Origin of the sequence: Bradyrhizobium sp. 4 (assembly GCF_023100905.1) — a bacterium.
GTDB lineage: Bacteria > Pseudomonadota > Alphaproteobacteria > Rhizobiales > Xanthobacteraceae > Bradyrhizobium.
The window spans coordinates 3,273,075-3,288,320 of the sequence record NZ_CP064686.1 but is presented as its reverse complement, the minus strand read 5'-3'; the positions used below and the strand labels follow the sequence as shown (position 1 = coordinate 3,288,320).

At 62.7% G+C, this 15,246-nt stretch carries 15 protein-coding genes; 1 reads left to right on the top strand and 14 read right to left on the bottom strand.

Going from position 1 to position 15,246, the window contains the following annotated elements; all coding sequences use genetic code 11:
• The first annotated feature begins 133 nt into the window (after positions 1-133).
• Positions 134-3,322, top strand: a complete 3,189-nt coding sequence (locus IVB45_RS15005) for a multidrug efflux RND transporter permease subunit (RefSeq protein ID WP_247360450.1) — start codon at positions 134-136, stop codon at positions 3,320-3,322.
• On the opposite strand, the gene IVB45_RS15000 is transcribed toward IVB45_RS15005, so the two are convergent.
• The 14 genes from IVB45_RS15000 to IVB45_RS14935 all read right to left on the bottom strand — a co-directional run bounded on the left by IVB45_RS15000 (position 3,319) and on the right by IVB45_RS14935 (position 15,162).
• Entirely contained in the window at positions 3,319-4,047 is a 729-nt protein-coding gene (locus tag IVB45_RS15000) for a sulfite exporter TauE/SafE family protein (RefSeq protein WP_007592375.1), read from the bottom strand. The two genes, IVB45_RS15005 and IVB45_RS15000, sit on opposite strands and share 4 nt — an antisense overlap.
• Positions 4,048-4,061: 14 nt before the next feature.
• Entirely contained in the window at positions 4,062-4,241 is a 180-nt protein-coding gene (locus IVB45_RS14995; RefSeq protein ID WP_247360449.1) for a hypothetical protein, read from the bottom strand.
• Positions 4,234-4,491: a hypothetical protein gene (locus tag IVB45_RS14990; protein ID WP_247360448.1), complete on the bottom strand. Its 258-nt coding sequence runs from the start codon at positions 4,489-4,491 to the stop codon at positions 4,234-4,236. The genes IVB45_RS14995 and IVB45_RS14990 overlap by 8 nt, the downstream gene beginning before the upstream one ends.
• 230 nt (positions 4,492-4,721) lie before the next feature.
• Positions 4,722-5,840 (bottom strand): helix-turn-helix transcriptional regulator, encoded by a 1,119-nt coding sequence (locus tag IVB45_RS14985; protein ID WP_247360447.1) that lies wholly within the window; start codon positions 5,838-5,840, stop codon positions 4,722-4,724.
• A gap of 112 nt (positions 5,841-5,952) precedes the next feature.
• Complete coding sequence (locus IVB45_RS14980; protein WP_247360446.1) at positions 5,953-7,071, bottom strand: helix-turn-helix transcriptional regulator; 1,119 nt, start codon at positions 7,069-7,071, stop codon at positions 5,953-5,955.
• Positions 7,072-7,238: 167 nt separating this feature from the next.
• Complete coding sequence (locus IVB45_RS14975) at positions 7,239-7,487, bottom strand: hypothetical protein (RefSeq protein WP_027569497.1); 249 nt, start codon at positions 7,485-7,487, stop codon at positions 7,239-7,241.
• Positions 7,488-7,569: 82 nt separating this feature from the next.
• The gene (locus IVB45_RS14970; RefSeq protein ID WP_247286604.1) at positions 7,570-8,541 is read right to left on the bottom strand and encodes an AraC family transcriptional regulator; all 972 of its coding nucleotides are present in this window, start codon (positions 8,539-8,541) and stop codon (positions 7,570-7,572) included.
• A 229-nt stretch (positions 8,542-8,770) separates the two neighbouring features.
• Positions 8,771-9,928, bottom strand: coding sequence for a LuxR C-terminal-related transcriptional regulator (locus tag IVB45_RS14965; RefSeq protein WP_247360445.1), 1,158 nt, complete (start codon positions 9,926-9,928; stop codon positions 8,771-8,773).
• A 320-nt stretch (positions 9,929-10,248) separates the two neighbouring features.
• Positions 10,249-10,761, bottom strand: coding sequence for a hypothetical protein (locus IVB45_RS14960; protein ID WP_247360444.1), 513 nt, complete (start codon positions 10,759-10,761; stop codon positions 10,249-10,251).
• A 93-nt stretch (positions 10,762-10,854) separates the two neighbouring features.
• Positions 10,855-11,301, bottom strand: a complete 447-nt coding sequence (locus tag IVB45_RS14955) for a MaoC family dehydratase (protein ID WP_247360443.1) — start codon at positions 11,299-11,301, stop codon at positions 10,855-10,857.
• A gap of 384 nt (positions 11,302-11,685) precedes the next feature.
• Positions 11,686-12,108, bottom strand: a complete 423-nt coding sequence (locus IVB45_RS14950) for a hypothetical protein (RefSeq protein WP_247286611.1) — start codon at positions 12,106-12,108, stop codon at positions 11,686-11,688.
• A 12-nt stretch (positions 12,109-12,120) separates the two neighbouring features.
• Positions 12,121-12,342 carry a hypothetical protein gene (locus IVB45_RS14945; protein ID WP_247360441.1) on the bottom strand — a complete coding sequence of 74 codons (222 nt, stop codon included), beginning with the start codon at positions 12,340-12,342 and terminating at the stop codon, positions 12,121-12,123.
• A gap of 108 nt (positions 12,343-12,450) precedes the next feature.
• Complete coding sequence (locus IVB45_RS14940) at positions 12,451-13,269, bottom strand: lytic murein transglycosylase (protein WP_247360439.1); 819 nt, start codon at positions 13,267-13,269, stop codon at positions 12,451-12,453.
• 39 nt (positions 13,270-13,308) lie between these two features.
• On the bottom strand, positions 13,309-15,162 hold the full coding sequence (locus tag IVB45_RS14935) for an NAD(P)/FAD-dependent oxidoreductase (protein WP_247360438.1): 1,854 nt from the start codon (positions 15,160-15,162) through the stop codon (positions 13,309-13,311).
• Positions 15,163-15,246: the final 84 nt, after the last annotated feature.

Here is a 15,246-nt window from a genome sequence, read left to right as displayed (position 1 = left end):
GAGCCGCGCGGGTGGCGCGAACCGGAATGTCGAAATCGTTGAACTACCTAGACATACTTCTGGATTCCGGGTTCGCGGCTTTGTCCGCGCCCCGGAATGACGGGAGAGTCGTCTCTCGCGCAGGGGCAAGGCCATGAATCTCTCGAAATTCTTCATCGATCGTCCTATTTTCGCCGGCGTGCTGTCAGTCCTGATCTTTCTCGCGGGCCTGATCTCGCTGTTCGCAATGCCGATCTCGGAATATCCCGACGTCGTGCCGCCCTCGGTGGTGGTGCGCGCGACCTATCCCGGCGCCAATCCGAAGGTGATCGCGGAAACGGTGGCGACGCCGATCGAGGAGCAGATCAACGGCGTCGAGAACATGCTCTACATGTCGAGCCAGGCGACCACCGACGGCGCGATGACGCTGACGGTGACGTTCCGGCTCGGCACCGACCCTGACAAGGCGACGCAGCTGGTGCAGAACCGCGTGCAGCAGGCCGAGCCGCGCCTGCCCGCCGTGGTGCGGCAGCTCGGCATCATCACCAAGAAGTCCTCGCCCGACCTCACCATGGTCGTGCATCTGCTGTCGCCGAACAATCGCTACGACATGACGTATTTGCGCAACTACGCCGTGCTCAACGTCAAGGACCGGCTGGCGCGGATCGACGGCGTCGGCGACGTTCAACTCTATGGCGCCGGCGACTATTCGATGCGGGTGTGGGTCGATCCGCAGAAGGCAGCCGAGCACGGCCTCACCGCAAGCGACATCGTCAAGTCGATCCAGGCGCAGAACGTCGAGGCCGCCGCCGGCGTGGTCGGCTCGTCCCCGAACGTCAAGGGCATCGACCTGCAACTGTCCGTCAACGCCGAGGGACGGCTTGCGAACGAGGAGCAGTTCGGCGACATCGTGGTCAAGACCGGCACGCGTGGCGAGGTGGTGCGGCTGCGCGACGTCGCACGCATCGAGCTCGGCGCCTCGCAATACGGCCTGCGTTCGCTGCTCGACAACAAGCAGGCGGTTGCGATCCCGATCTTCCAGGCGCCCGGCTCCAATGCGCTCGAGATTTCCGACCACGTTCGGGCCACCATGGCCGAGATCAAGAAGAACATGCCGGAAGGCGTGTCCTACCAGATCGTCTACGACCCGACCCAATTCGTCCGCTCGTCGATCGAGGCCGTGATCCACACGCTGCTGGAGGCGATCGCGCTGGTGGTGCTGGTGGTGATCCTGTTCCTCCAGACCTGGCGCGCCTCGATCATTCCGCTGCTGGCGGTGCCCGTGTCGATCGTCGGCACCTTCGCCGTGATGCACGTCTTCGGCTTCTCCATCAACGCGCTCAGCCTGTTCGGCCTGGTGCTTGCGATCGGCATCGTGGTCGACGACGCCATCGTGGTGGTCGAGAACGTCGAGCGCAACATCGAGGGCGGGCTATCGCCGCGCGATGCGACCTACCAGGCGATGCGCGAGGTGTCGGGGCCGATCATCGCGATCGCCATGGTTCTGATCGCCGTGTTCGTGCCGCTCGCCTTCATCTCCGGCCTCACCGGGCAATTCTACAAGCAGTTCGCGCTGACGATCGCGATCTCGACCGTGATCTCGGCCGTCAACTCGCTGACGCTGTCGCCGGCGTTGTCGGCCCTGCTGCTCAAGGGACACAACGAGCCGAAAGACCGGCTGACCATCATCATGGAAAAGGGCCTCGGCTGGTTCTTCCGCGGCTTCAACAAGGTGTTCACACGCTCGTCGGAGAATTACAGCGGCACCGTCACCAAGGTGATCTCGGGCAAGGCGGCCGTCATGGGCCTCTATGTGCTCCTGGTCGGCCTCACCGCCTTCCTGTTCCAGCAGGTCCCGAGCGGCTTCGTGCCGGGTCAGGACAAGCAGTATCTGGTCGGGTTCTCACGACTGCCTGATGGCGCAACGCTGGACCGCACCGAAGACGTCATCCGCAAGATGAGCGACATCGCGCTGACCCAGCCCGGTGTCGAGAGCTCGGTTGCATTCCCGGGCCTGTCGATCTCGGGCTTCACCAACTCTTCCAACGCCGGCATCGTGTTCTCGACGCTGAAGCCGTTCGACGAGCGCAAGGGCCCCGCGCTGAGCGGCAATGCAATCGCGGCCGACCTCAACAAGAAATACGCGGGGATTCAGGAAGCCTTCATCGCCATGTTCCCGCCGCCGCCGGTCAACGGTCTCGGCACCATCGGCGGCTTCAAGCTGCAGATCGAGGATCGCGCCGGCCTCGGCTATGAGGCGCTGAACCAGGCGACGAATGCGTTCATGGCGGCGATGCAGAAGGCACCGGAGATCGCGGGCGTGTTCTCGAGCTTCCAGGTCAACGTGCCCCAGCTCTTTGCCGACATCGACCGCACCAAGGCGCTCCAGCTCGGCGTCCCCGTGACGGAGGTGTTCAACACGCTCCAGATCTATCTCGGTTCCTACTACGTCAACGACTTCAACAAGTTTGGTCGCACCTATTCCGTTTACGTGCAGGCCGACGCGCCGTTCCGCGCGCGTGCCGACGACATCAGGCAGTTGAAGGTGCGCTCGTCCTCCGGCGACATGGTGCCGCTGTCGGCGTTGCTCACGATCCGCCAGAGCGCGGGCCCCGAGCGCGCGATCCGCTACAACGGCTTCCTGTCCTCCGACATCAACGCGGCGGCTGCGCCCGGCTTTTCCTCCGGCCAGGCACAGGAGGTCGCGACGCGGATTGCGGCGGAGACATTGCCGCCCGGCTTCGCCTTCGAATGGACCGACCTGACCTATCAGGAGTTCATCGCCGGCAATTCCGGCCTCTGGGTGTTCCCGCTGGCGATCCTGCTGGTGTTCCTGGTGCTAGCCGCACTCTATGAAAGCCTGACCTTGCCGCTCTCGATCCTCATGATCGTGCCGATGGGCCTGTTGGCTGCGATGTTCGGCGTCTGGATCTCCAAGGGCGACAACAACGTCTTCACCCAGATCGGCTTGATCGTGCTGGTGGGACTCTCGGCCAAGAACGCGATCCTGATCGTCGAATTCGCGCGCGAGCTCGAGTTCGCAGGCCGCACGCCGATCCGGGCCGCGATCGAGGCGAGCCGGCTGCGGTTGCGCCCGATCCTGATGACGTCGATGGCGTTCATCATGGGCGTGCTGCCGCTGGTGCTGTCTACCGGCGCAGGCTCGGAGATGCGGCGCGCCATGGGCGTCGCCGTGTTCTCCGGCATGATCGGCGTCACCGTGTTCGGCCTGTTCCTGACGCCGGTGTTCTATGTGCTGCTGCGGACCGTCACCGGCATGAAGCCGCTGACGCATCACGGCAGCAATACCAGCGCAGCGCCGGTGCAACCCGTCGGGCACTAGATCAGGGAAATCCCCGACAGCAACAACAGAACGAGCACGGTCTTGCGAAAGACAGTCTCGTTGACCCTGTGGAAGGCGATCACGCCGAGCGCGGAGCCTGCGAACAGCGCCGGCAGGCTGACCGCGAGATCGACGAAGACTTTTGACGACAGATCCTGATGTCCGACCAGCAGCGCGATCGCGAACAGCTGCATCGCGGCGATGAACGGCTGCACCAGGCCGCGCTGCTCGCTCTTGGGCATGCCGCGCATGTCGCACCAGATCGTCGGGATCGCGCCGGGCATCGCGGTCAGCCCGCCGACCAGCCCTCCCCCGAACCCGATCAAGGCAACCCAATGCCGCCCGACCGCCTCGCCGGCCGTCACCAACGTCGGCCGCAGCAACATGTAGGCCGCATAGAGTGCAACGATGATGCCGAAGCCGCGCCGGAGCAGATGCGTATCGGTGCTCTGGAGCAGTGATACCGCAATGGGAACGCCGATCAAGCCACCGACGATCAGCAGCAGGCTGCCTTCCCAGCGGATATTGCGTCGAAGCGCCCACAGATTGGTGGCCTGCACGCCGATGCTGCACGCCATCATCAGCGGCACGGCTTCGAGCGGCTGAAACACCCGGAGCAGGATGGCGCCCGCCACCGCCGAGAAGGCAAATCCCGAGAGCCCGGAGACGAAGGCACCGGCGAACACGGCAACGCTGAGCAGCATCAGAGTCGTGACATCAGGCACAATCCGCCCTCCGGTCAATCGTAGGGAATTTGCGAGACAGGGACCACGACGCTCTCCATGCAAGCGGCCGGCTCGAGTGGAGCCGACGGATACATCGCGTAAGCGTGAGATCGCTCCACCATCGCGAGGCCGACCAGGTGGAGCGTGACGAGCGCCGCGGTCAACGCGATCGCGACGACGTTGACGTTACGCACGTTCGAATTTGGGGTGTCCGGCGGCGCGCTCGCACCCATCAGATCCGTGGGCATTTTCTGCAATATCCTCTTCGTTGCTGACCGGAATGATTTCATTCAAACGCAATGTTTCGTGCGGCTGCTCCAGCAGATGGCGGTAGCGTTGCAACACGCGCTGCGCGTCGATTTCCCGCTGCGCGCGGAGCACCGCGCCTATACGGGCGACGATATCGCGGAACCTGCCTGCCAGAACCGGTGACGCCGTTCGCATGACAATCTCCTCTCAACCTGTTCGAGAGATTGATGGGATCCACTTCCGCCTGCAGTGAATTGCTTCACACAAATGCCCGATACGTCGAACAACAGACCGTGTGATGTTCAGTAGAATAGAGCGCGGAAAATCGCGTCATTCGATCGAACGACGCGCGATAACTTTCTAATGATGTTTCTGATTGAACCTATTGCGAGCTGCAGCGACTCGCCTGCGTTTTTGAACGCGTCTCAGTGCACGAGCGGATTGGAGAATCCAGCTGCCAGCTTGACGAGATCGGCTTGACGAGAAACGCCCGTCTTGGCGAACACCCGATGCAAATGCGTCTTCACCGTCGTCTCCGCGATGCCGAGCGCAACCGCGGTCTCCGGCACGCCGCCGACATCGACGATCGACTGCAAGACCCTCAGTTCCGCAGGCGTGAGTTCGAAGGTGCGATCAATGAGACCGGCACATGAGCGGCCGTCGAGTTCCGCTTTCCAGATGAACAAGGCTCCGACGGCCGAACTGCGCTCGGCCGTACCCTCGCGCAGCAATGATGGCAGCGCGATGATTTGCGCGACGTAGTAGGAGCCGTCACGCGATATCAGCGGAATTTTCCGACCCGAAGATGCCGCCAAAGCGACTTCGCTTGGGTCGCGGAAAATATCGCGCAACGCCGAATTTACAATGGAGGAGCTTGCCACCAGCCGGCCCGAGACAGACCGCAGGACATCATCGACGGCTAGGATTGTCTCCGCGGCCGGATTGCTGTGGACGATATGACAGGCCGAATCGAGCAGGATGACACCCGCATTCAACTGGTCCACGACGTCGGCGAGCGCGATCGCGCGCTGCTGCTTCCGTTCGATAGCCCGGTTGATCAGCAACGCCCGGCTCGCATGCGGAACCAGGAATTGCATCCGCGCCCGTTGCTCGGCGTCGAGCATCCCCCTGCCCGGTATTACCGTCATCAGCATCGGACAGGGCGACTTCGACTGCTCCAGCACCACATTGGCGACGTCGACGCAGCCCTGGGGACGCAGCCATTCCTGGTAGAAGCGGCCGCGGCGATATTCGTCGAAATCCACGAGATCGGGAATGTTGCGCACCTCGCCATAGCGCGGAAGCCGAGCGAGCGGGTCGTACCGGGAGTAGGTCTCCGCATAGAGCTGAATGTAGTGCGGATCGACCCCGCAGTAATAATGCGTCGCGCCCGATTTGCTGACCGGGTCCTTCGAAATCAGACCACAGGCCTGGCTGCCGATGAAGGCATTGAGCTTGACAACGACCTCGCTCCACAACTCCGGGTGGAGACCCGCGTCATAGATAGTCTCGATCAACTCGGACGGCTTTGGAGGTCGGGGCATCGGAAGAGCCAATGGTGACACATGGAGATGGCGACATGTTCTTCATGCCTGGCGGCTTCCGTGAGTCTTGCGCGGGAGCGAAAGGTTCAATCGTGATGGCAGAATCAACGGTCTAGTTGACGAGCGGATTGGAGAATCCTGCAGCAAGCTTGACAAGATCAGCCTGACGCGAAACGCCCGTCTTGGCGAACACGCGATGCAGATGCGTCTTCGCCGTCGTTTCCGCGATACCGAGCGCGACCGCCGTCTCCGGGACGCCGCCTACCTCGACGATCGACAGGAACACGCGCAGCTCGGCCGGTGTAAGGTCGAATGTCCGCGCGATCAATTCGCTGTAGGACTGTCCGCCGGGCGATACCTTGCGCAGCAGCAGCGCACCGACGGCATCGATCACCCGCTCGCTGCGGTCCCGCAGGACGGACGACAGCGGCAGGATGTGCGCGACGTAGCGCTCGCCCGAAGGCGAAAGTAGCGAAAACGCATGCCCCTTTGTGGCAGGCAGGGTAATTTCATTGCGGGTCGCGAACGCTTCCCGCAGCGTCTGATTGGCCTCCGCACTGCTGGTCACCAATTGCCCCGCAACGGACCGAACCAGATCGTCGGCCGCAAGCAAATCGTGCCCCGCGGAATTCGCGTGCACCACCCGGCAGAAACCATCGAGCAGGAAGATGCCACAGGCAAGATTGTCCAGGACCTCCGCCAACGCCGTCGCCAGCGACAGTTGCGAGGTCATGGCGCGGTTGATCAGCAACGCGCGGCTGGCGTGCGGGACGACCAGCGAGAGGCGGTGCTTCATCACGGGATCCACCATCCGGCGGCCCGACAGCACCGTCATCATCACCGGGCAGTTCGGATTCGAATTCTCGAGCACGACGTTGGCCGCATCGCTGCAACCCTGCGGCCGCATCCATTCCTGGTAAAAGCGTCCTCGCCGATATTCATCGAAATTGACGAGATCCGGGATGCTGACGATCTGGCCATGCGGCGGCAGGACCGTCAGCGGATCGAACTTCGAATGCGTCTCGGAATAGAGCCGGATGTAGTGCGGGTCCGCCCCGCAATAATAGTGCGTGACGCCGAATTTGCTGATCGAGTCCTTGGAAAACAGCCCGCAGGCCTGGCCGCCGACGAAGTCGCGGATGCCGGTGACGACGTTATTCCACAGCGAGGGATCGAGCCCGGCATCGTAGATGGCCTCGACCAGGTCGGGCAGTTTCCGTGGTCCGTGCATGGCTATAAATGGCCTGGGTGATCGACATCACCAAGCATACCACAACCACAGCATGCGACATCCTCCGATCGGAGGACGCCGGCCCGGCGGATGGAGCCCGGCTGGAACGAACGGATATCCGTTTCGGGCGCTACTGATGCGGAGTTGCGATACCCGCACCGGGACGCTCACGCCTCGTCCCAGCCGACCTTCTCCACATTCTCCGACCAGACCGCGGCGCGATAGATCTCGCGCCCGTCGGTGTCTCTAACCCGGATGCAGGCATCGCGGCCGCGCAAATCGTCGCGCCAGACGAACAGGTGGCTTGCCATCTCGTTGGCCACCACGAATGTCGCTTCGGGGCATTCGAACACCATGCCACCCGGATCGATCTTCACGATATTGCCGAGCATAAGATCAAAGAAAAAACGGCGCATGCAACACAACACTCCAACTGCGGGCGGCGCACGCCCGTGGCGTCTCCAATCGGCATTTGACCTGACATTCAATCGCGCGCGGTCACGACATCTCGCGGCTCCTGACGTCACTGGGCGTGGCGCCATAAGTCCGCCGGAAGCAGCGGTTGAAATAGGAGAGATCGCCGAAACCGACATCGTAGGCGATCGAGCTGACCGTCCGCTCGGCGTATCCGGGTTCGCGCAACATGCGATGCGCACGCTTGACGCGTTGTTCGATCAGGAAGGACGAGAACGTCTTGCCGTCGGCCTCGAACAGACGCTGGAGATAACGCGGCGTCACGCCGAGTTCCTGGGCAACCGTGGCGACGGAGAGATCCTGCCGCCAGCAATTGTTGGCGATGGAGACTTTGGCCTTCTGCAGCCGTGCCGCCTTGACGCCGCGCCGCCCGGCCAGCTCCCGCGGCTCGTTGGTGGCACCGAGGACGATTGCCAGAAGATCGTGCAGATGCCCGACCCCGAGCTTGCGCAAATTGGGCATCGCGAATGCCTTCTCCCGCACCAGCGTTACCGCGTAATCGACCAGCAATCGAAGTCCCGTCGAGCTCTCCGGCATCACCCGCATCACGGCGTCATCGACATCCACGATCATCGGCGCCAGCACGCGTCTCGGCACACGGAGCGAGAAACAGCTACCCAGGGACAATCGCTCGAACGTCGTTACGTCCTCCGCGCTGGTCAGGACGGCCTCTCCCGCACGAAGGCTCAGATCGTGTCCCCGCTCGGATATCCCAAGCACGCCAGATCGATTCACGATCAGGGCCAGACTGTCGTCGCCGTCGGCAACCAGGTGCTTGGTGCGAATGACCCGCGCTCCGCACAATCCTCCCATCAGCAATTGGGCTTCCGGCAAGACGTGGGACGTGAAGCTCGCCGCGAACGGCTTTCCTTCCCTCACCTCGACCTCCGCCTTCAACACCCCGCGGCAGTAGAAATCGCGAAGCAGCGGGATACGCTCGTTTTCGGGAATTTCGTTCGTTGAAACATTGATAACGGAAAAATCAAATTGGCTCACTGCAATCCTCCAACCGACGAGCAGGTCCGGCCGTGCGCTGTCGTTTCCTCACACTCGCGTTTGACGCCGTCGTGGCATCTCTTCGCGGCGCTTGCTGCTCTTCACTTTTCTGGATCGCGATATACGAAAGTCTCAAATGACTCGCGTCCTGCATTCGGAGGACACGGGAGCTAGGCTCATCACAATGGATTGAGATTGCGGCACATAACGGCGAACCATGTGAAATGGATCACACGGCCTCGCCACTGCCGTTCGTTCGACGCGCGAATGGAACGGCAAAACCGGTGGCGATCTTGACCAGGTCGGCCTGCCTGCCGGCGCCGGTCTTCTCGAACAGGCGCCCGAGATGCGTCTTCACCGTCGTTTCGGCGATGCCGAGCTTTGCAGCGATGTCGGGAACGCCGCCAATCTCGATAATGGCCATCAATACGCGCAGTTCGGACGGTGTCAGCCTGAAGGCCGCAGCGATCGCATCGGCTGCGAGCCATGTCGCCGCCGAGGCCTTCTGCACGAACAGCACCGTGGCTGCGGCATCTCGCGATGGGATGCGATCGCGCTTCAGGGGAAAAGCGTGGAGCAGATAGTGCTGCCCATCAACCGACGTCGCAAGCTCGATCTGGCGGCGGGCAGCGGAACGAGTTTCGCTGCCTGAATCGATTTCGCACAGGCCGCGGAATATTTTGTCGGTCTGGGTGTTGCGGGCCACGATCCGGTCGCCGACCATTGCGAGCAGGCTGGCATCGGCGAACAGCCCGCGGCATGCTGCGTTGGCATGCACGACCCGGCCATCTGCGTCGAGCAGGCAGATCGCCGTGCTCAGCCCATCCAAGACATCGGCAAGGTCGTCCACGGTATGCGAGCGTGCCCTGATCTGCCTGCCCATGATCCTGGAGCGCTGGAGGTGCGGAGCAAGCAGCCGCATGCGCTCACGCATCGGCTCGTCAACGAGTCCGCGCGACCGGTGGCGCAACACCTGCAGGATCGTGGTGCGTGCCTCCGACTTCTCGAGGGCAACGGTTGCAAGGTCTATCGCTCCTTGCGGTTCCACCCACTCGCGATAGAAGCTCGTTGCCAGGAAATCCGCCTGAGACATGATGTCGGCGACGCCGATCGTCTGTTCCGCCGCGAGCGTGAGATGACGATCGAGCAGAGGATCGAGCTCCACATATCGGTCGCGATATAGCTGGCGGAAGCGGGATTCGCTGCCGAAATGCTCATGGATCTCGATCGAGAGCCTGGCTCTGTCCCTGGACAGGATGGTCACGGCACATCCGCCGACGAAATGCGAAACCTGTTCCAGCATCCCGCTGCGCAGCGCGGGATCGACCGCCGCGTTGTAGATCTCGCCGACGAGGGACGAGAATCGATTTGCGTGGAGGATTGTCATCGGCCGGACGACGCAATCTGCGTATGGCTCGGGCGTGCGAGAAAGATCGCGATCCGGAGACTGGCGGAGGAGACGGGCCAGTCAATCGCCCCATTCCAAGCCGAGAAAACGTTGCAACGAAATGCTGGAATATCGAACATCGTCCTTGCGTAACGTCAACCGCAGGATGCGGCTTGGACGTTTTCGCCAAAGACTAGGATTAAAGCGAACAGCGCGCGGACTGTGTGCGATGAGTCACGCGTGCGATGCGTCAGGCGCCCTTCGCGCTGCAGAACCCTGTCGCCACCGATCCCGCCGGCCTCGCATCCGGCTCCGGCAATCTACTTACGATTCTCCTCGCAAAACTTCAGCGCTGCCAGCGCTTCACCGGCACGCGGCACCTGCATCTCGATGCTGTCGTCGTCATCGTCCTCGAAATCGAGCGAGAGACGCTTGGCCCTGGACAGCCGGTCCATCATGGACTGATCGTATTCGAAGATACCGCGAACGGTGGTCTTGTCCATGACCTCCCACTTCGCCTTCTTCATGATATCGGCGTCGTCGGTCCCGACGTCGGCCCGGAGGATCTCGCCGACCTTGTCCCACTCCCAGCCGTCATAGATCATGACGATGACGATAGCCTTCTCGGAATAAGTGATGACGATGACGTAGTCCCGGTTCTCGTCTTCCTTGTCCTTGTAGCCGCGGCTCGCATTGCAATGTGCGTCTTGCGTACGCTTTTCGATGGACCAGTCGCCGACCTTGGATTGTTGCGCCAGCACCGGTCTTGCGGTCAAAGCGACGGCGCTCAAGGCGCCGGCCAGCAGCCCGGCGGCGAGAAGAGATCGTTTCATGTCAGCCTCCAGCGTGTTCCCCGGACCGAGATGACCACCTCTGCCGGTGACCCGCAAGGGCTTCAGGGGGGTGCGTAGGGCGCCGACCCTGCCCTACTCCCGCCGCGGCACGATCGCGATCGGGGTGAAGGTGTAAACCTCCTCGCCGTTCTGGTTGAACATCGTCCATTTCACCAATGCGACGCCCTGGGGCTTCGACTTCGACGGCGTCAGGCTCATGACCTCCCCGACCAGATGCAGACGGTCATCGGGCCGTACCGGGATGGTCCAGCGCAGCCCGTCGACGCCAGCGCCGATCAGCGGATGCGGGCCGAAGGGGCGGGTCTGGATCGCGAGGCTCATGGCAATCGCGGCGGTGTGCCATCCCGAGGCAGCGAGCCCCCCGAACAGGGTCTGCTTGGCGGCTTCGTGGTCCAGATGCATCGGCTGCGGATCGAACTCGGCCGCGAACCGCTTGATGTCGGCCTCGGTGACGTGAACTTCGGGGGATTTGAACTGCATTCCAGTGGTGAGATCGTCGAACCACTCGACTTGCGCCATGATTTCGCCTCGCCATGTGATGCGCCGCCTCGCGGCTAATGGGATTGAGCAAGAGCGGGATGTAGCGGCTCCGCAGCGCACAAACCAGCCCGGGGTTCCCCAAGAAACCCGTTTCCAGATGCGACGAAACACGCCTGAAACAGATGGTCGGTTATCTGGTTGTCAAAATCATACAGGGACGGCCACCATGCAATTCTTCCTCGACCTGATCTGGGATTATTCCTGCTGTCAGCACCTCGTCGCCCTGCCGCCGCAGGAGGGTGAGCTATGATCGAGCTGATCTCGGCCTTGCTCGCACTTTGCAGCGTCGGCGTTTTTGCAGCGCACGCGGTGGATGCCTATCGCACCACACATTACTGATAGCCTTGCACCGATAGCCTTGCCCTAGAACGGCCGCCGGTAGAAGTGCTCCGAATGTGTTGCCGGCGGAAACCTGTTGGCGAGCGCGAGAGCTCCCCTCTCGTCGGTTTCGAGCGCGATCTTCTGTGCGAGCATGACGTCGCCGGGGACGAGAAAGCCTGACGGGACGAAGCACCACCCCATCGTCGCGTTTCCGGCCGCGTCGATCTCATGGACATTGGCGGCGGTGCCATAATGGATGCGATAGGTCTTGCCGGTATCGCAGCCGACGACATCGAAATGCCGGTACTGCTCAAATTGGACGCGCTGCGCCGGCGACAGCCATTCGGCCAGGAGCCGGCGGCCACGGGCATCCGGCGTGTTCTCGCCGAAGAAGCGCCGATAGAGTTCGCGTAGCGCATGCAGACGCGCACGCGCCGGCGCGCGGAGCCAGACCGCCGCGATCATGAGCAGCTCAGATCAACCGCCGACCAGGCGGGGATAGAACAGCGTTTCCAGCGCGGTCGGGTCGAACGATCGGATCCGGGTGACCTCGCCAGGTCCGGTTCGCAGCGCGGCGGTGAAGCCCGCTCCGGTCAGCTCCCGAAAGCGCCGTTCGGCCCGCGCTAGCGCTTCGGCATTGCCAGGATCAAACTCGTGGCGCGTGTCGCCAGTCTGGTCCATCACGATCTGGGTTGCCATGTTGAGTCTCCTCATGCCCAGCCCTATTCGATCAAAGCAAACCTCGTGCCGTCGGTTCCTGATGGCAACAACTTTCTCTTGTCGGCGCATCACGCCTTGCTGAGCTGCTCAACGCGAGGCGGCCGTTCCTCCGCCCTCGTCGATCTGCCGTCCCATCAGGGCGATCGCCTTCTGATAAACGCCGGCGGCATTCCAGGCTTCGATGGCGACGAAATTCGGTTCACCTGGCTGGTAACCGGCTCCTGCACGCCAGCCATGGGCCTTGAGGAAATTCGCCGTCGAGTTCAGCGCATTGGCGGCAACCTCGAGATTGCCGGTGCCATAGGCCAGGATGTTCTTGGGCATGAACTGGGTCTGGCCGACTTCGCCGTGCATCGAGCCGCGGGTTGCCCCCGACAGCGTGCCGCGATCGATCAGCTTCAGCGCCGCATAGAGCTGCTCGGTGAAGAATTCGGGACGGCGGCAGTCATAGGCGAGCGTCGCGATCGAGGAGAGCATGTTCTGGTTGCCGCGCTGGCTGCCGAATCCGGTTTCCATGCCCCAGATCGCGATCAACGGGCCCGGCGGAACGCCATAGCGCTGCTGGATCGAGGCGAACAAGGCAGCCTGCGACTGCTTGAGCTGGCGGCCCTTGGCCACAATGGTTGTGGCGCCGCGCTTGGCGAGGAACTGGTCGAGCGTTAGCGAGAAGCTGCGCTGGCCACGGTCGGCCGCGATGGTGGCACTGGCGTAATTGGTCTGCACCAGGGCCGCGAGCGCGGTCTGGCCAACGCCCTTGCCCTGCGCCTCCGCGCTGAACTCGCGCTTCCAGGCCTCGAAGCCGGCCGACGAGCTGCCGCATTGCGCGGCGTGGGCGGCGGGCGCCAGGCAGCTGAGCAGCGTCATCGCCCCAAAAACCGCCGCAGCTACAGTTCTGCCCCTAATCATGTCCGATGTCCTCTCTCTGGCGCGATCCGATGCCCGAGCTTACCCGGACGAAGGCGCCGACTCCATGGCATGATCATACGACAGTTCCAGTCCAACCAAATTGCCCTCCTTGCGCCACTTGTCGAGCAGCCGCAGGAATGCCACCGGCCCGCGCCAATACTGGCTGTTTCTCGCCGCGATCGGATCAAACACGCCTTCATTGTTGTAGTAGCCGGGCGTGCATTCGGCGAGATAGGTCTGGCGGCCGAGCGCGGCTTTGACCACCTCCTCGACCCAGGCGTTTTCGGCCGCCAGCGTCGGCTCGAGGGTTCGCGCCTTGCGCTTGCGCGCTTCGGCGATCACGTAGGCGATGTGCTGCGACTGCTCGTCGATGATGTGCGGGAAGTTGGCGCTCTGGCCGGCCTGCACCGTGACGATCAGGAAGCAGTTCGGGAAGCCGCGGCTGTAGAAGCCATGCATCGTCTTGACGCCGTCGCGCCAGCGCTCGGACAGGCTGACGCCGTCACGGCCGTAGACCTCAAAGCCCATGCGACGGGCGTAATCGGTACCGACTTCGAAACCGCTGGCATAGATCAGGCAGTCAAGTTCGTAGGCGTGGCCGTCGACCACGACGGCATTCTCGGTGATGCGATCGACGCCCTGTCCCCTGGTGTCGACGAGATGCACGTTGGGGCGATTAAAGGTGTCGAGATATTCGTCGTGGAAACACGGCCGTTTGCAGAAGGCCTTGTACCAGGGCTTTAACGCCGAAGCCGTCGCCTCGTCCTTGACGATCGCATCGACGCGCGCCCGGATCTCCTCCATCTTGCGATAATCGGCCTGCTCGATGACCTTGAGCGCCTCCTCGATCGAGGTCACCGGCTGGGACTGGCGGCGCGGTGCCAGCAGTATCTCGCCGAGCAGGCCGGTCCAGCCGTCCTGCACCAGATCCTGTTCGAATGGTTCGCCCGAGATCACGGCGGTGAAATTGTCCATGCGTTCGCGCTGCCAGCCGGACCTGAGCCGCTGCGCCCAGCTCTGATCCGTCGGGCGGTCGTCCCGCACGCCGATCGCCGACGGCGTACGTTGGAAAACGTAGAGCTCCTTGGCCGAGCGGCCGAGATGCGGCACGCATTGCACGGCGGTGGCGCCGGTGCCGATGATCCCGACGCGTTTGTCGCCAAGACCACTAAGATCACCTTCGGCCGTGCCCCCGGTGTAGGCGTAATCCCAGCGGCTGGTGTGGAAGCTGTGTCCCTTGAAGCTTTCGATACCGGGAATGCCGGGCAGCTTCGGACGGCTCAGCGGGCCTCCAGCAAGGATGACGAAGCGCGCGCGGATGCAATCACCGCGATCGGTCTCGACCAGCCAAATTGCCTCCTGCTCTTGCCATTCCATGCGCGTGATGACGGTCTGAAACAGCGCGCGCTCATAGAGATCGAAGTGACGGCCGATGCGGCGCGAATGCTCGTAGATCTCGGGTGCTCGTGCATATTTGCGCACGGGCATGTAGCCGGTCTCTTCCAGCAACGGCAGGTAGATGTAGCTCTCGGTATCGCAGGCCGCGCCAGGGTAGCGATTCCAGTACCAGGTGCCACCGAAATCGGCGGCCTTTTCCACAACGCGGAAATCATCGATGCCGGCTTCACGCAGTCGTGCGCCGCAGAGAAGGCCGCCGAAGCCGCCGCCGACGATGAGCACCTCGGTCTGTTCGCTGACAGCCTCGCGCGCGAATCCGGAATTGGCCCAGGGATCGTCGAGATAGCGCCCGAACTCGCCGGTCACCTCGACATATTGCGCCTTGCCCTCGGTGCGCAGGCGCCGATCGCGCTCGTCGCGATAGCGCGCACGGAGTGCGTCAATGTCGAGTGTAGATTCGCCGGCTGCGCCGGTCTTGTGTCTTTGCGCTGACATCCGTTTCCTCCCCGGCGGATACTGCTTCGCCGGCAGCTCGCATCACTTAGCCCTGAAAAAGTGACGCATGCAATCACGTCCCTC